The sequence below is a fragment of the Klebsiella sp. M041 genome (genome assembly GCF_059759695.1).
In genome coordinates, this window is record NZ_JCAXWU010000008.1 from 46,772 (window position 1) to 63,201 (window position 16,430).

Below are 16,430 nucleotides of genomic sequence, written 5' to 3' on the forward strand. Positions count from 1 at the left end.
TTTTACCCCTGTTTTTTTCAACATTAGCTCAACCGCCAGCAGCTAATTCCAGTACACTGGAACTTTTACCCCTTTTGACAAAAATTGACAGGAGAAAGGATGCCCGGTCCATCCCGAAAAGCGGCGGCATGGTTGCCGATAGTGGTGATTTTAATCGCTATGACCTCGATTCAGAGCGGCGCATCGCTCGCCAAATCGCTGTTCCCGGTGGTCGGCGCCCCGGGAGTTACCGCCCTGCGCCTGGCGCTCGGGACGCTGATCCTGGTGGTGGTGTTCAAGCCCTGGCGGCTACGTTTCTCTCCGGCGCAGCGCGTGCCGCTGCTGCTGTACGGCCTGGCGCTCGGGGCGATGAACTATCTGTTTTATTTATCCCTGCAGCGTATTCCGCTCGGCGTGGCGGTGGCCCTCGAGTTTACCGGCCCGCTGGCGGTGGCGCTTTTCGGCTCGCGCCGCCCGCTGGATTTTGTCTGGGTGGCGCTGGCGATCCTCGGGCTGTGGTATCTCCTGCCGCTGGGGCAGAACGTGGCGCAGGTGGATTTAACCGGCGCGCTGTTCGCTCTCGGCGCCGGGGCCTGTTGGGCGGTCTATATTCTGACCGGCCAGCGCGCGGGCGAGGAGCATGGTCCAGCCACGGTGGCGATGGGGTCGCTTATCGCCTCGCTGGTCTTTGTCCCGTTAGGTATGGCGCAAGCCACCGATACGCTGTGGCAATGGTCGCTGCTGCCCCTGGGGCTGGGGATTGCCATTCTCTCCACCGCACTCCCCTACTCCCTGGAGATGATGGCCCTGACGCGCCTGCCGACGCGCACCTTCGGTACGCTGATGAGCCTCGAGCCGGCGCTAGCCGCCCTGTCCGGTATGATCTTCCTTGGCGAAACCCTGAACCTCTCCCAGACCCTGGCGCTGGGCGCCATTATCATCGCCTCAATGGGCGCCACGCTGACCATGCAGCGGCAGAGCAAAATCAAGCAAGTCGATATCAATTAACATTCTGTTACGGCGGCGGCCCGCGCCAGTTGCGGGCCTGCCAGCCTTCGCTAACCTTCTGATTGGACTTGTTTTTTCAAATAGCCAACCATTTTGCGCTATCGGAGTGATATGGCCTGCCGATGCCTCATACTTTAAAACCCTTGCTATACTTAGTCCCGAAGTTACCTGGGACAACGCTCCACATCATTCAGTTTTGAAGTGTGACGAGCATCAATATCAAGAGGATATGAAACGATGAGTACCGCTAAACTGGTTAAATCAAAAGCATCTAATCTGGTCTATACCCGCAACGATGTCGCTGACAGCGAAAAGAAAGCGACCATTGAGCTGTTGAATCGCCAGGTGATCCAGTTCATTGACCTGTCCCTTATCACCAAGCAGGCACACTGGAATATGCGCGGTGCGAACTTTATCGCCGTGCACGAAATGCTGGACGGTTTCCGTACTGCGCTCACTGAGCATCTGGATACCATGGCGGAGCGCGCCGTGCAGCTGGGCGGCGTCGCCTTGGGCACCACTCAGGTGATCAACAGCAAAACCCCGCTGCAGAGCTACCCACTGGATATCCATCATGTTCAGGATCACCTGAAAGCGCTGGCTGACCGCTACGCGGTAGTGGCTAACGATGTGCGCAAAGCGATCGGCGAAGCTAAAGACGAAGATACCGCAGATATCTTCACCGCCGCTTCCCGCGACCTGGATAAATTCCTGTGGTTTATTGAAGCGAATATCGAGTAAGGCTTTGCCGTCGGCCGCAGCGCGGTCGACGGCGCCTTTGCTTTTTCCACCCAGCCCTTGTTGTTTTCCCCTCCTCCTTTTTCCCTCACCCGCTGGCCTTGCACCATTTCAGGGCGTCAAATTGATGAAAATGCGCACAAAAGTAAAACAATTGTAATAATCACCTCACACAATCGTTACGGCGAGATTGTTTTCCCATCAGGGTTTGCGCTAAAAATGGGCTCGTAATTCAGCGACCTCAGGATGCACCAAAATAACGCCCCGTTATGGTGCACTCTTTGCCTGAAACGATCGATATTGTGCAACGGCTACCGCTTCGTTTGTTGAAAAACAACAGCTTGTAAAAGTGGCACGATTTTTTCATTAGGCTAGTCGTTCTCGCAGGGGATCGTCCCGTGGATATAAAAGGAAATGCTATGAAGTCTGTATTTAAAGTTTCACTGGCTGCACTGACCCTGGCTTTTGCGGTTTCTTCCCATGCCGCCAATAAGACCCTGGTTGTCGCCACCGATACGGCGTTCGTCCCGTTCGAATTTAAGCAAGGCGATAAGTATGTGGGTTTTGACGTTGACCTGTGGGCGGCCATCGCCAAAGAGCTGAAGCTCGACTACACCCTGAAGCCAATGGACTTCAGCGGCATTATCCCGGCGCTGCAAACCAAAAATATCGATCTGGCGCTGGCGGGGATCACCATTACCGACGAGCGTAAAAAAGCCATCGACTTCTCTGACGGCTACTACAAGAGCGGCCTGCTGGTGATGGTCAACGCCAATAATAACGACATCAAAGATGTGAAAGATCTGAACGGCAAAGTGGTCGCGGTGAAGAGCGGCACCGGCTCCGTTGACTACGCGAAAGCCAATATCAAAACCAAAGATCTGCGTCAGTTCCCGAATATCGATAACGCCTACATGGAGCTGGGTACCGGCCGCGCGGATGCCGTCCTGCACGATACGCCGAACATCCTCTACTTCATCAAAACCGCGGGCAACGGCAAATTCAAAGCGGTAGGTGAATCACTGGAAGCGCAAAACTACGGTATCGCCTTCCCGAAAGGCAGCGACGAGCTGCGTGAGAAAGTGAACGGTGCGCTGAAAACGCTGCGCGAGAACGGCACCTACAACGAAATTTATAAAAAATGGTTCGGCACTGAACCAAAATAATAAAAACGTACATCGCCGGGCGCAGTCCCGGCGACTTCACAACGGTCTTCCGGCACAGACGTTGCGGGAGACAGTATTTTGGCGGAGGCTTTCCTCTGCTCTCGACACGGTAACAGGAACGTATTATGCAGTTTGACTGGAGTGCCATCTGGCCCGCCATTCCGATTTTGTTGGAAGGCGCCAAAATGACGCTGTGGATTTCCGTCCTCGGCCTGGCCGGCGGCCTGATCATCGGTCTGGTGGCCGGTTTCGCCCGCTGCTTCGGCGGCTGGATCGCCAACCACATCGCGCTGGTGTTTATTGAAATCATTCGCGGCACCCCGATTGTGGTGCAGGTTATGTTCATCTACTTTGCGCTGCCGATGGCCTTTAGCGACCTGCGCATCGACCCCTTCTCCGCAGCGGTAGTGACCATCATGATTAACTCGGGCGCCTATATCGCGGAAATTACCCGCGGCGCGGTGCTCTCCATTCATAAAGGCTTCCGCGAAGCGGGCCTGGCGCTGGGCCTGTCGCGTCGCGAAACCATTCGCCACGTGATCCTGCCGCTGGCGCTGCGCCGCATGCTGCCGCCGCTGGGCAACCAGTGGATCATCAGCATCAAGGACACCTCGCTGTTCATCGTCATCGGCGTCGCCGAACTGACCCGTCAGGGACAGGAGATCATCGCCGGCAACTTCCGCGCACTGGAAATCTGGAGCGCCGTTGCCGTGATCTACCTGATCATCACCCTGGTCCTGAGCTTTATTCTGCGTCGTCTTGAAAGAAGGATGAAAATCCTGTGATTGAATTTAAAAACGTCTCCAAGCACTTTGGCCCGACCCAGGTACTGCACGATATCTCTCTGAAAATCAATCAGGGTGAAGTGGTGGTCATTATCGGCCCGTCCGGCTCCGGTAAATCGACGATGCTGCGCTGCATCAATAAACTGGAAGAGATCACCAGCGGCGATCTGATTGTCGATGGCCTGAAGGTCAACGATCCGAAGGTGGACGAACGTCTGATTCGTCAGGAAGCCGGGATGGTGTTCCAGCAGTTTTACCTGTTCCCGCACCTCACGGCGCTGGAAAACGTGATGTTTGGCCCGCTGCGGGTACGCGGCGCCAGCAAGCAGGCGGCGGAAAAGCTGGCGAAAGATCTGTTGGCGAAAGTCGGTCTGGCAGAGCGCGCGCATCACTATCCGTCTGAACTCTCCGGCGGCCAGCAGCAGCGTGTGGCCATCGCCCGCGCGCTGGCGGTGAAGCCGAAGATGATGCTATTTGATGAGCCCACCTCCGCGCTCGACCCGGAACTGCGTCATGAAGTGCTCAAGGTGATGCAGGATCTGGCGGAAGAGGGCATGACGATGGTGATTGTGACCCACGAAATCGGCTTTGCCGAAAAAGTGGCCTCGCGACTGATCTTTATCGACAAGGGACGAATTGCCGAAGACGGCAACCCACAGGAGCTGGTAAACAACCCGCCAAGCCCGCGTCTGCGGGAATTCCTGCAGCACGTCGCCTGACCCACAACGGCTCTCTCCGTCGCGGAGAGAGCCGCTTTCCAGATTCCTCTTCCCTCCCCTTCCGCCATCGGCTTCTATACTTACCCGTTTACGTTGCAACGGAGGTGCCCATGCCGTGGATCCTGCTTTTGCTCGCTGCGCTGTTTACTCCCCCGCTTTCCGCCGCCGCCCTGCCCGGCGTGCCGACCGCTAATGCCGATAAAACCAGCGCCAGCGAACCCGATGTAGAACAGAAAAGAGCGGCCTATGCCGCGCTGGCCGACGTGCTGGCCAACGACTCCGCCCGCCAGGAGCTCATTGACCAGCTGCGTAAAGCGGCCGCCACGCCGCCGCCCGACAGCACCCCGACGCTAACGCCGCCGGCGGTGAAAGAAGAGACCACGGTGCTGGAGAACGTCACGCAGATCAGCCGGGAATATGGCGATGCGCTCTCATCGCGCTTCTCCCAGCTGTGGCGCAATATTACCGGCTCGCCGCATAAGCCCTTTAATCCGCAAACCTTTACCAACGCCGCCTGGCATTTTTTACTGCTGGCCGGGCTGGTGTTTGCCTTCTGGTGGCTGGTACGCCTCGCGGCGCTGCCGCTGTATCGTAAAATGGGCGAATGGGGACGGCATAAAAACCGCGATCGCGGAAACTGGCTCCAGCTGCCGTTGACCATCGCCGGGGCGTTTATCATCGATCTGCTGCTGCTGGCGCTGACCCTGTTTGTCGGTCAGCTGTTGAGCGATCGCCTGAATGGCGACAACCCTACTATCGCCTTCCAGCAGAGCCTTTTCCTCAACGCCTTCGCGCTGATCGAATTCTTTAAAGCCATCCTGCGGCTCATTTTCTGCCCGCGCATCCCGGCGCTCAGGCCCTTTAACCTCAGCGACGAGGCCGCCTCCTACTGGAGCCTGCGCCTGAGCGCCCTCAGCAGCCTGATCGGCTACGGCCTGATCGTCGCGGTGCCGATTATCTCCAACCAGGTGAATGTTCAGGTCGGCGCGCTGGCTAACGTCGTCATCATGCTGTGCATTACGCTGTGGGCGCTGTATCTGATTTTCCATAACAAAGCGGCGATTACGCAGGGGCTGATCCATCTGGCTGACCGCTCGCTCTCCTTCTTTAGCCTGTTTATCCGCGCCTTCGCTCTGATCTGGCACTGGCTGGCCTGCGCCTACTTTGTAGTGCTCTTTTTCTTTTCCCTGTTCGACCCGGGCAACAGCCTGAAATTTATGATGGGCGCCACCCTGCGCAGCCTGGCGATTATCGGCGGCGCGGCGCTGGTGTCCGGCATCCTGTCGCGCTGGATAGCCAAAACCATCACCCTCTCCCCTGCCACTCAGCGCAACTATCCTGAGCTGCAAAAGCGGTTGAACGGCTGGATCTCCGCGTCGCTGAAGGCAGCGCGTATTCTCACCGTCTGCGTCGCCATCATGCTGCTCCTGAGCGCCTGGGGGCTGTTTGACTTCCGCGAATGGCTGCACAACGATGCCGGGCAAAAAACGGTGGATGTGCTGATCCGTATCGCCCTTATCCTCTTCTTCTCCGCTATCGGCTGGACGGTGCTGGCCAGCCTGATCGAAAACCGGCTGGCCTCGGATATCCATGGCCGCCCGCTGCCCAGCGCACGGGCCCGGACGCTGCTGACGCTGTTTCGCAACGCGCTGGCGGTGGTGATCAGCACCATCACGGTGATGATTTTGCTCTCGGAGATTGGGGTCAATATCGCGCCGCTGCTGGCCGGCGCCGGGGCGTTGGGGCTGGCCATCTCGTTTGGCGCGCAAACCCTGGTTAAAGACATTATCACCGGCATTTTTATCCAGTTTGAGAACGGGATGAATACCGGCGACCTGGTCACCATCGGTCCCTTGACCGGCACGGTGGAACGGATGTCGATTCGCTCAGTGGGGGTGCGCCAGGATACCGGCGCTTATCACATTATCCCCTGGTCCTCGATCACCACCTTTGCCAACTTCGTGCGCGGCATTGGCTCGGTGGTGGCCAACTATGACGTCGACCGCCATGAGGATCTGGATAAAGCCAGTCAGGCGCTGAAGGCGGCGGTGGACGATCTGCTGGCCCAGGAGGAGATCCGCGGCCTGATCATTGGCGAACCGTCGTTCGCCGGGCTGGTGGGGCTGAGCAATACCGCCTTTACGCTGCGCGTCAACTTCACCACCCTGCCGCTGAAGCAGTGGACGGTGCGTTTTGCCCTCGACACCCAGGTGAAAAAGCACTTCGACCGCGCCGGGGTTCGCGCCCCGGTACAAACCTGGCAGCAGCTGCCGATGCCGGGCGCCGACAGCCCGGCCGCGGAGTAGTTAGAACGGACGGCGGCGTTTGGCGTCGTCCATAAAGCTCCAGGCAATAAAGCGGCTCTGCTTTTGCCCCTGGGCCATCTCTTTTTTCACCACTTTCACGGCCCCGACCTCGGTCAGCAGGCGGTAGAGCGGCGGCAGATTGTCGCCGCGCGACACCAGCGAGGTAAACCATTTCACCTGGCGGGCGAAGGCCTGACTTTCGCGGATCATCTGCGAGATAAAGGCCACTTCGCCCCCTTCGCACCACAGCTCCTGCTGCTGACCGCCAAAGTTAAGCCCGCTGTCGGCGCCGAGTCCGAGATTGCGGCGCTTGCGCTCACCGCCCGCCCGGGCGCTCTCTGCGGAGTCATGGAACGGCGGATTACACAGCGTGGCGTCATAGGTCTCGTTTTTGTGGATCACGCCGTGGAAGATAGCCTGGCTCTCTTTTTGCCGACGCAGACGGATCTGCCGGGTCAACCCCGGGTTGCCATTGACAATCGCCTGGGCGCTGGCGAAGGCTTCCGGACTGATTTCGCTGCCGGTAAAGCGCCAGCCGTACTCGTGAACGCCGATCAGGGGATAAATGAGGTTGGCGCCGGTGCCAATATCAAGGATCGTGGCTTGCTTCGGCACTTCGCCGCTGTCCCCGGCCAGCAGATCCGCCAGATGATGAATATAATCGGCCCGCCCGGGCACCGGCGGACAGAGAAAACCATCAGGAATGTCCCAGTGTTTGACCGCGTAGAAATGCGCCAGCAGCGCTTTATTCAACGCCTTTACCGCCTGCGGATTGGCAAAATCAATGGTCTGCTCACCCAGCGGATTGAGCGTAATGTATCCCTGCAGGTCAGGATGCGCCTGGCAGAGCGCGGGCAGGTCGTAGCGTTGATGGTGGCGGTTACGCGGGTGTAACCCCGGTTTCTGGGCTTTCATGACAATCTCCTTTGAACAGCCGCGTAAGATACCCGTTGACGGCCGCTCGGTAAATAAGGGAGTCTGGATATCTCCTTTATCCGTGACAGGTGCAGCATGTACTTTTATCAACCTTCGCAGGGCCACGGCCTGCCGCATGACCCGCTCAACGCAATAATCGGGCCTCGCCCGATAGGCTGGATCGCCTCGCAGGACGCCGAGGGCCAGCGTAATCTGGCGCCATACAGCTTTTTTAACTGCTTTAACTATCGCCCGCCGATCATTGGTTTCGCCAGCAGCGGCTGGAAAGACAGCGTGCGAAATATCGTCGAAACGAAGGAGTTCGTCTGGAACCTGGCGACGCGCCCGCTGGCCGCCGCGATGAACGAAACCTCCGCCTCGATCCCGCACCATGAGGATGAATTCGTGCGCGCCGGACTCACCGCCGCCGCCAGCCGCCTGGTCAAGGCCCCCCGGGTGGCGGAGAGCCCGGTGAACTTTGAGTGCCGCCTGTCGCAATGTATTCAGCTCACCACCGCCGACGGCAACCTTGTCGATACATGGCTGGTGCTCGGCGAAGTGGTCGCCGTGCATATCGATGAATCACTGCTGGAGAACGGCATCTATCAAACCGCCCGCGCTCAGCCGATCCTGCGTGCCGGGGGGCCGAGCGCCTATTACAGTATTGATGACAGCCTGCGTTTTGACATGATCCGCCCGGATGCCCGTTAAATAATATCCCTGGCGCGGGGACCGCTACCCTGCGCCGGTTGCGGGCGAAACGCCTTGTTTTTGCATAAAAAATTCCCTACCGCGCGGGCTGGAAAGGCCTACACTTAAGCTATGTCCCATGCTGTTTATGAGGATATGCTGATGAAAATCACCTCGCTGCTGTTTGCCGCTGCGCTTGCCGCTCAGGCCGACGCGGCCTCTTCCCTGCCGCCGCCCCCCGTACTGCCCTATGACGGGCCGCTGCGTCCTGTCGGCACCGTCTCCGCCTCCGGCGCCCGCACCCTTGACGACCTGGTGGCCGCCCTCGCGGATAAGGCCCACCGTCGTGGGGCGATAGCCTGGCGGGTCAATGCCGCCAGCAGCGGTAACCGGCTGTACGGTTCAGCTATAATTTATCAATAACCCTTTTTTACAGGAGGCAGACAATGGCATCAGGTTGGGCAGGCGATGGCGCCGTACAGGATCAGATCGACAGCACCATTGACGATGCGGTGGCGCGCGCCCGCCGCGAGCTTCCGCACGGCGAAAGCAACAAATTTTGTGATGAATGCGGAGAGCCGATTCCGGAGGCGCGTCGACAGGCGATACCCGGGGTGAGATACTGCGTGAAGTGCCAGCAGGAGAAAGATTTACATAACAATACATTTTCAGGATATAATCGCCGTGGTTCCAAGGATAGCCAGCTACGCTGACTTTCCTTTACCGTTCATGACAGCCTTTCGCATTATCTTTTCGCGCACACTTTTTGGCGATAAATGTCGCAATATGTGCCCTTAAGCGTGCCGGTCCCCCTCGCTCCGCCATCAGACGAAAAGAATAAGAAATAATTTATTAATAATCAGTAAATTATTAATCATTCAAAAAATTAGATGAAGACTGTGAATTTCCTTCGATTTTATCTCCCGCAAAAAAGCGTGATACTTATCACATCGACGGAACATCGTCCCCTGAACAGAACAACCTGCGAGAGATTAACTATGAAAAACATCAAATATGCTGCCGCTGCCATCGCTCTGACCGCCCTTTCCTTTGGCGCCTTTGCCGCCGAGCCGGTTACCCCCGCTCAGGCTGAAAGCATGAATAAGATCGGCGTGGTGTCTGCGCAAGGCGCAACCACGTTAGATGGTCTGGAAGCGAAACTGGCTGCTAAAGCCGAAGCCGCTGGCGCAACCGGCTATAGCATCACTTCCGCTAACACCAACAACAAACTGAGCGGTACCGCGGTTATCTATAAATAATCGCAGCTCAACCCTGTAAGCCACTGAATTAACCCTGAAAAGACCTTTAATACCCTTGCCTTGCCCGTCCGAGCCACCGGACGGGCTTTTTTTATCCTGCCGATCCGATCACCAGCAGTCGTTGACGCGGCTGAGCCCCTGCTCCAGGGTTGAGACCTCCCCGCAGGCCAGCAGACAGCAGGCAAGCTGGATCTTCAGCGAGTGGGGTACCGGTTCGACGCCGGCGACGCAGCGCTCGATCCAGCGCGCGGTCACTTCGGGATCTTTCGAGGCCGGCAGAATGACTTCCTCCGCCGCTGCCTCGGTCTGACGGTCGCACAGCGCCCGCACGCCCTGGTCATCGATCAGGCTGATCTGCGGGCAGCGCTGCGGGTTGGCGTACACTTCGCCTTCGGTACCGTGCATCAGCAGCGCGCGGCCACCGGTCTCGCGAAAGAAGCCCGCCACCCTGGGAACATATTCCGGATGCGATACGCTGGAGAGACGTAACGCCTCCCCTTCGCCAAACGGCGTGGCCAGTTTGGCCAACGTATGGGCGCTGTTGCGCACGCCCATCCGCCAGCGCATCGCCAGCTGTTTCTCCAGCGGCGGGCAGAAGGCCCCCACCGGGATATACACCGGTTCATGCCCCTCCAGCTGCGCCTGAGCCTGGCCGGCATGCCGGGTAGCCGGAATGTCCAGCAGGGTAAAAATGGTCTCGGTCAGCACCCGGGTCGGATCGTGACTGACGCCGTGAACCACGACCGGAAACCCCAGCTTGTGCAGGAGCATCGCCAGCAGCGGCGTCAGGTTCGCCTGCTTGCGCGCGCCGTTGTAGCTGGGGATAACGATCGGCATCGGCTTGCCTGCCGGCGGGGTCAGGCGCAGAGTATGCTGCTGCATCGCGGCGTAAAAGCCTTTCATCTCCGCTTCGCCTTCGCCTTTGATGCGCAGGGCGATTAATATTCCCCCCAGCTCCAGCTCCGGCACCTCGCCGTTCAGCATCCGCGCGTAGAGCGCACGGGCGGTCTCTTCATCCAGGTCGCGGGCATGATTCTTACCGCGGCCCACCTCTTTTATAATTTTGCTGTACTCCATGGCTCCCCCTGTTGCGTCACGCGCCGGCGTCAACGACGTTTGCGGCCTGTCTGTTTTGCTGTCTGTTTTGCTTTACGTTTTACTATAACCTCCGGGACGCCCGGCTGCTCTATGGGAAAAACAGGTAACGCGTTCAGTAGACGCGCGCCGTAGTTTTTGGTCAACAGACGCTTATCGTAAATCACCACCTCTCCCCAGCAGTGATGGCTACGGATCAGACGCCCCACCTGCTGAATAAGATTAAAGGAGGCGCTGGGCAAACTCTGTACCTCGAAGGGATAACGATTGAGGCTTTTCAGCCATTCGCCTTCGGTGATCACTACCGGGCTGTCGATGGGCGGAAAGGCGATTTTATGGATATGCACCTGGCTTAACAGATCGCCTTTTAAATCGAGACCTTCGGCGAAGGACTGCAGGCCCACCAGCACGCTGCGCTCGCCGCTTTCCACCCGTTTGCGATGCAGCTCCACCAGCCGGTAGCGCGGCTGGTCGCCCTGCACCAGCAGCATCAGGCGCAGATCGGTCACATGCTCCAGGAAGCGATTCATCGCTCGCCCGCTGGCGAACAGCACCAGCATCCCGAGATGTTTCTTGCTCTCCACCTGCTGGCGAAAATAGGCTGCCATCTCAGCGATGTGCTGCTCTTCGTTATCCATCAGCGGTTCATAGCGCATTTGAGGAATAATAATTTTCCCCTGCTCTACGTGGTTGAACGGCGAATCCAGCGCCACGAAGCGGTCGCCCGCTTTCTCCTTCAGGCCGCTCATCTCCTGCAGGCGCGAGAAGCTGTTTAGAGAGCGCAGCGTCGCTGACGTCACCACGATATGCGGCACGCTGCGCCACAGCAGTCGTTCAAGCTGATCGCTGACGCGGATGCCGACGCAGTGGAACCAGACGTGGATCTGGCCGTCGCGCACCACCCGCGTCGCCCATTTGGTCACCGGCGCGCCAGAGGACTGCGCCAGCGACGCCAGACGCCACAGCTTGCTTTGGCTTTCAAACATGCCGAGGGCGCGGTTCATCTGCAGCAGCACCCGATGCAGGCGCACCACGTCATGGCTGCCGGTCTTTTCGCTGAGATCGTTAAGGAACAGCTCCGCCAGCCCGCGCAGCGTCTCGGTGAGCTTCGCCAGCCGCTGGCAGATCTCCATCACCTCCTGCGGCAGTTCACCCATCGGGAAGCGATGCTCCGCGTCCTGACCGGCGGGCATATAGAGATTGAGAATATTATTCAACGACGCAATCAGCTCGAACAGCTCTTCGCAATGGCCGGCGAGCCGCTCCGCATTGGCCAGCGGCGGCGTGGTTTTCGGGCGGAACTGCTCCATGCAGGTAGCCACCAGCTTGCAGAACAGATCCAGCTGCAGGCGAAACCAGGGGGCGGTGATCTCGGCGCTCATCTCCAGCGCGTCGCGGGCGACGTCCGGCAGATGATGGCCTTCATCGAGGACCAGCAGCAGGTTTTTCGGCTCCGGCAGCACCGCCTCGCTCTCCATCGCCGCCATCACCAGCGCATGGTTGGCCACCACCACTTCCGCCTCCTGAATTTCCCGCCGCGCCACAAAGAACGGACACTCCCGATAGTAGTGGCAGTTGCGGTTCAGGCAGCTGGCCTTATCGGTGCTCAGCCGGCTCCACAGCCCATCGTCGATGGCTTTGTCGGTATGGTCGCGCAGCCCGTCCCAGCGGTAGCTGTCGAGATCCTGCTTCAGCGTCGCGCACAGCTTCTGCTCGGCCTGGTTGTTCGGGGTGAGATCGTCGTCGAGGAAGGCCAGCAGATCCTGCTGCGTCGGCTCGGTGCTGGCCAGCGCCGTCAGATTGCGCGGGCAGACGTAGCGTCCGCGACCGAAGGCGGCGGTGAAGCGCAGGTCGGGGATAATCTTGCGCAGCAGCGGCAGGTCTTTACTGTAGATTTGATCCTGCAGGGCGACGTTGGCGGTGCTGACCACCAGCGTTTTTTGTTCCTCACGGGCGATGGCAATGCCGGGGATCAGATATGACAGCGTTTTACCCACGCCGGTCGGCGCTTCGATAGCCAGATGCCGGCCCTCATCCCCGGCGAGGGTTTTCGCCACATCAGCGATCATCTGCCGCTGCGGGGGGCGGGGAATAAAGTCCGGGATCTGTTCCTGAAGCGCCTTATACCAGGCGGCGATTTGCGCTTTCAGCGCAGCGGTCAAAGCCATGAGAAAACCTGAATACTGTATAAACAGCCACTATTGTGCCATTTTTGCCCGCCCGGAGGTATTGCTTTCTGCTCAGTGTGGAAGCGTGCTCGACAAATAGTGTAATGGAAAGAAAAAGGCCCGCCGCCGCGTAGCGGACAGACGGGCCTGAGCCGTGCTTAACCGCATTCTCGCGGTCCGGGCATCAGCCTGTTATTCGCCAGCCGGTTTACGCGGGCGACGGCGGCGCGGCGGTTTGCCGTCCTGAGTGCGCGCTTTCGGCGCCTCGCCGTCCTGACGACGCGGGGCGCTGCTCTGGCTGCGCGGCTGTCCGCTGCGCCCCTGGCCCTGGCCGCCGCGTCCCTGACCCTGACCACGACCGCCGCCGCGCTGCTGGCGACCGTTCTGGATAGGCTCGGCTTTAATGGACGGATCCGGCTCATAGCCGGCAATCGCGATGCGCGGGATCTCTTTCTTCAGCAGGCGCTCGATATCGCGCAGCAGCTTGTGCTCATCCACACACACCAGCGACAAGGCTTCGCCGGTGGCCGCGGCGCGACCGGTACGGCCGATACGGTGGACATAATCTTCCGGCACGTTCGGCAGCTCGTAGTTCACCACGTGCGGCAGCTCTTCGATATCCAGACCGCGGGCGGCGATATCGGTCGCCACCAGCACGCGAATGCCGCCGGATTTAAAGTCGGCCAGCGCGCGGGTACGCGCCCCCTGGCTCTTGTTGCCATGGATCGCCGCGCTGCGGATGCCGTCTTTGTTGAGCTGCTCCGCGAGGTGGTTGGCGCCATGCTTGGTGCGGGTAAAGACCAGCACCTGCTGCCAGTTGCCTTCGCCGATAAGCTGCGACAGCAGCTCGCGCTTACGGTTTTTGTCAACAAAATGGACGTGCTGGGTGATCTGCTCGGAGGCCGTGTTGCGACGCGCCACCTCCACTTCCAGCGGGTTGTGCAGCAGTTTCTCAGCCAGGCCTTTGATCTCGTCGGAGAAGGTCGCCGAGAACAGCAGGTTCTGCCGACGCGGCGGCAGTTTAGCCAGTACGCGGCGGATGTCATGGATAAAGCCCATATCCAGCATGCGGTCCGCTTCATCCAGTACGAGGATTTCCACTTTATCGAGGCTGACGGCGTTCTGGTGTTCCAGGTCCAGCAGACGGCCCGGGGTGGCGACGAGGATATCGACGCCGCCGCGCAGCTTCATCATCTGCGGGTTGATGCTCACGCCGCCGAACACCACCAGCGAGCGAACATTCAGATATTTGCTGTAATCCCGCACGTTCTCGCCCACCTGCGCCGCCAGCTCGCGGGTCGGGGTCAGGATCAGCGCGCGCACCGGGCGACGACCCTTTGCGTGCGGCTCGTTCTGGATCAGGCGCTGCAGCAGCGGCAGAGTAAAGCCCGCCGTTTTACCGGTGCCGGTCTGGGCGCTGGCCATCAGGTCGCGGCCCTGCAGTACCGCCGGGATCGCCTGCTGCTGGATAGGGGTCGGCTCAACGTAGCCCTGCTCAGCGACAGCGCGCAGGATATCGGGATTCAGGCCAAGGGAATCAAAAGACATAACAACTCCGAACCGCCCCGGCCCGGTGAAGGGCGTAGTTTTCAGGGAGATTATTGCGATAAGATATGGCAAAAACCACAATGCCATGAAGGGGCGCAGTCTAGCAGATTTTGTGACAGGCCGCATAAAATCTGCAAAAGAATGCCGCGCCTGGCTGGAGGGGGGAAGAAGGCCGCTGAGGGCGCTCAGCGGCCAGGCGGGTCGCCGCAGCGCGGTTAACGCAGACGATACTTAATTTTTTCAACGATCTTCGCGGTGGAGATGCCGTAGCGATCGTGGAGGGTCGGCAGCGCGCCGGCTAACAGGAACGCGTCAGGCAGCCCTACGGTATCCAGCTCGCAGCGAACCCCTTTGCGCATCAGCAGGGCGGCCACCGCCTCTCCTAACCCGCCGACCGCGGTGTGGTTTTCGGCGGTGACCACCAGGCGACCCGGCTTCGACGCCTGTTCAATAATCGCTTGTTCATCCAGCGGTTTGATGGTCGGCACGTGCAGGACCGCCACGCTGATATTATCGTCCCGCAGCTTTTCAACCGCCTCCAGCGCGCGCATGGTCATTAGCCCGGAGGAGATAATCAACACGTCGTTGCCGTCCTCCAGCAGCTTCGCTTTGCCCAGTTCGAACTGATAGTCGTATTTATCCAGCACCAGCGGCACTTTCCCGCGCAGCAGGCGCATATAAACCGGGCCATGGTGATCGGCAATGGCTGGTACCGCCTGCTCAATCTCCAGCGCATCGCAGGGATCGACGATGACCATTCCGGGGATACCACGCATGATCGCCAGATCTTCGGTGGCCTGATGACTGGGGCCATAGCCGGTCGTCAGGCCCGGTAGCGCCGCGCAAATCTTGACGTTCAGATGCTCTTCAGCGATCACCTGATGAATAAAATCATAGGCGCGACGGGTCGCAAAGGCGGCATAGGTGGTGGCGAAGGGAATAAATCCCTCCTTCGCCATGCCTCCCGCCGCCGCCATCAGCAGTTGCTCCGCCATTCCCATCTGGAAAAAGCGATCCGGGAAGGCCTGGGCGAAAATATGCAGGTCAGTATATTTTGACAGGTCCGCTGTCATACCGACGATCGCCGGGCGCTCCGCCGCGAGTTTCGACAGCGCGACGCCGAAGGGCGCAGAGACGGTGACCTGGCCTTCATCGGCAATCGAGGCGATCATCGCCGACGTTTTTAAACGAGGTTTACTCTGGCTCATTACAGCACTCCTTCCGGTTTGTTAGCGTCCAGCACCGCAATCGCTTTTTGCCATTCGTCGGCATCGACGCGAATAAAATGGTTCTTATCGCGGGTTTCGAGGAACGGCACCCCTTTGCCCATCAGCGTGTCGCACAAAATGACCCGCGGCTGGTTGCCGGAATAACTTTTCGCGATGTCAAAGGCGGCCATCACCGCCGGCAGATCGTTACCGTCTACGCGCTGCACGTACCAGCCGAAGGCGGCCCATTTATCCTGCAGCGGCTCAAAGCCGAGGATTTTGCGTGAATCGCCGTCGGCCTGCTGTTTGTTGACGTCGACAAGGTTAATCAGGTTGGTCAGGCCATAGTGAGCCGCCGACATCGCCGCTTCCCAGGTCGAACCTTCATCCAGCTCCCCATCGGACATCGAGTTATAGACCCAGGCCTTGCTCTGTTTCTGCCGCAGGCCGAGCGCCATGCCGACGGCGATAGACAGCCCCTGCCCCAGCGAGCCGCCGGACATCTCCATCCCCGGGGTGTAGGTCGCCATGCCGGACATCGGCAGGCGGCTGTCGTCGGAGCCGTAGGTTTCCAGTTCCGCTTCCGGAATAATGCCCGCCTCCAGCAACGCGGCATAATAAGCGATAGCGTAATGGCCATGAGAAAGCAGGAAGCGATCGCGCCCCTCCCACTCAGGATCTTCCGGGCGATAGGTCATGGCGTAACTGAAGGCGGTAGCCAGCACATCGGCATACCCCAGCGCCTGGCCAATATAGCCCTGCCCCTGAACTTCTCCCATTTGCAGGGCATAGCGGCGGATACGCCACGCCGCCGCGGCGACTTTTTGTGATTCGGTGATGTTCATC

General features: G+C 59.3%; 16 protein-coding genes. 10 read left to right on the plus strand and 6 right to left on the minus strand.

Annotated elements, in window-relative coordinates; translation table 11 throughout:
* Positions 1-99: 99 nt before the first annotated feature.
* The 6 genes from rhtA (at position 100) to ybiO (ending at position 6,701) form a co-directional block, all read left to right on the plus strand.
* A complete protein-coding gene (gene rhtA / locus AC6CWS_RS12075) occupies positions 100-987 on the plus strand; it encodes a threonine/homoserine exporter RhtA (RefSeq protein ID WP_023288946.1) in 888 nt (295 codons plus the stop codon).
* 237 nt (positions 988-1,224) lie between these two features.
* Positions 1,225-1,728 carry a DNA starvation/stationary phase protection protein Dps gene (dps, locus tag AC6CWS_RS12080; protein WP_004886200.1) on the plus strand — a complete coding sequence of 168 codons (504 nt, stop codon included), beginning with the start codon at positions 1,225-1,227 and terminating at the stop codon, positions 1,726-1,728.
* A 416-nt stretch (positions 1,729-2,144) separates the two neighbouring features.
* Positions 2,145-2,891, plus strand: coding sequence for a glutamine ABC transporter substrate-binding protein GlnH (gene glnH, locus AC6CWS_RS12085; RefSeq protein WP_004886198.1), 747 nt, complete (start codon positions 2,145-2,147; stop codon positions 2,889-2,891).
* A 125-nt stretch (positions 2,892-3,016) separates the two neighbouring features.
* Complete coding sequence (gene glnP / locus AC6CWS_RS12090) at positions 3,017-3,676, plus strand: glutamine ABC transporter permease GlnP (RefSeq protein WP_002895837.1); 660 nt, start codon at positions 3,017-3,019, stop codon at positions 3,674-3,676.
* Positions 3,673-4,395, plus strand: a complete 723-nt coding sequence (gene glnQ, locus AC6CWS_RS12095) for a glutamine ABC transporter ATP-binding protein GlnQ (protein ID WP_004212183.1) — start codon at positions 3,673-3,675, stop codon at positions 4,393-4,395. The genes glnP and glnQ overlap by 4 nt, the downstream gene beginning before the upstream one ends.
* A gap of 110 nt (positions 4,396-4,505) precedes the next feature.
* Entirely contained in the window at positions 4,506-6,701 is a 2,196-nt protein-coding gene (gene ybiO / locus AC6CWS_RS12100) for a mechanosensitive channel protein (RefSeq protein ID WP_065881901.1), read from the plus strand.
* Here the strand turns inward: ybiO and rlmF are convergent, their stop codons facing one another.
* Positions 6,702-7,616, minus strand: a complete 915-nt coding sequence (rlmF, locus tag AC6CWS_RS12105; protein ID WP_044521825.1) for a 23S rRNA (adenine(1618)-N(6))-methyltransferase RlmF — start codon at positions 7,614-7,616, stop codon at positions 6,702-6,704. It abuts the gene before it with no gap.
* Positions 7,617-7,712: 96 nt separating this feature from the next.
* Between rlmF and AC6CWS_RS12110 the strand changes: the two genes are divergently transcribed.
* The 4 genes from AC6CWS_RS12110 (at position 7,713) to ybiJ (ending at position 9,565) form a co-directional block, all read left to right on the plus strand.
* Positions 7,713-8,327 (plus strand): flavin reductase family protein, encoded by a 615-nt coding sequence (locus AC6CWS_RS12110; RefSeq protein WP_023288943.1) that lies wholly within the window; start codon positions 7,713-7,715, stop codon positions 8,325-8,327.
* Between the two features lie 141 nt (positions 8,328-8,468).
* Positions 8,469-8,729 (plus strand): YdgH/BhsA/McbA family protein, encoded by a 261-nt coding sequence (locus AC6CWS_RS12115; RefSeq protein WP_032455234.1) that lies wholly within the window; start codon positions 8,469-8,471, stop codon positions 8,727-8,729.
* A gap of 23 nt (positions 8,730-8,752) precedes the next feature.
* On the plus strand, positions 8,753-9,019 hold the full coding sequence (locus AC6CWS_RS12120; protein ID WP_023288941.1) for a DksA/TraR family C4-type zinc finger protein: 267 nt from the start codon (positions 8,753-8,755) through the stop codon (positions 9,017-9,019).
* A 285-nt stretch (positions 9,020-9,304) separates the two neighbouring features.
* Positions 9,305-9,565, plus strand: coding sequence for a DUF1471 family protein YbiJ (gene ybiJ / locus AC6CWS_RS12125; RefSeq protein WP_004176772.1), 261 nt, complete (start codon positions 9,305-9,307; stop codon positions 9,563-9,565).
* 108 nt (positions 9,566-9,673) lie between these two features.
* Here the strand turns inward: ybiJ and ybiB are convergent, their stop codons facing one another.
* The 5 genes from ybiB to AC6CWS_RS12150 form a co-directional block, all read right to left on the minus strand.
* The gene (ybiB, locus tag AC6CWS_RS12130; RefSeq protein WP_048334492.1) at positions 9,674-10,642 is read right to left on the minus strand and encodes a DNA-binding protein YbiB; all 969 of its coding nucleotides are present in this window, start codon (positions 10,640-10,642) and stop codon (positions 9,674-9,676) included.
* A gap of 29 nt (positions 10,643-10,671) precedes the next feature.
* Positions 10,672-12,828 carry an ATP-dependent DNA helicase DinG gene (gene dinG, locus AC6CWS_RS12135; RefSeq protein ID WP_032455216.1) on the minus strand — a complete coding sequence of 719 codons (2,157 nt, stop codon included), beginning with the start codon at positions 12,826-12,828 and terminating at the stop codon, positions 10,672-10,674.
* Positions 12,829-13,020: 192 nt separating this feature from the next.
* The gene (gene rhlE, locus AC6CWS_RS12140) at positions 13,021-14,376 is read right to left on the minus strand and encodes an ATP-dependent RNA helicase RhlE (protein ID WP_044521817.1); all 1,356 of its coding nucleotides are present in this window, start codon (positions 14,374-14,376) and stop codon (positions 13,021-13,023) included.
* A 215-nt stretch (positions 14,377-14,591) separates the two neighbouring features.
* A complete protein-coding gene (locus AC6CWS_RS12145; RefSeq protein WP_080901307.1) occupies positions 14,592-15,584 on the minus strand; it encodes a transketolase family protein in 993 nt (330 codons plus the stop codon).
* A complete protein-coding gene (locus AC6CWS_RS12150; protein ID WP_065881904.1) occupies positions 15,584-16,429 on the minus strand; it encodes a transketolase in 846 nt (281 codons plus the stop codon). The genes AC6CWS_RS12145 and AC6CWS_RS12150 overlap by 1 nt, the downstream gene beginning before the upstream one ends.
* Position 16,430: the final 1 nt, after the last annotated feature.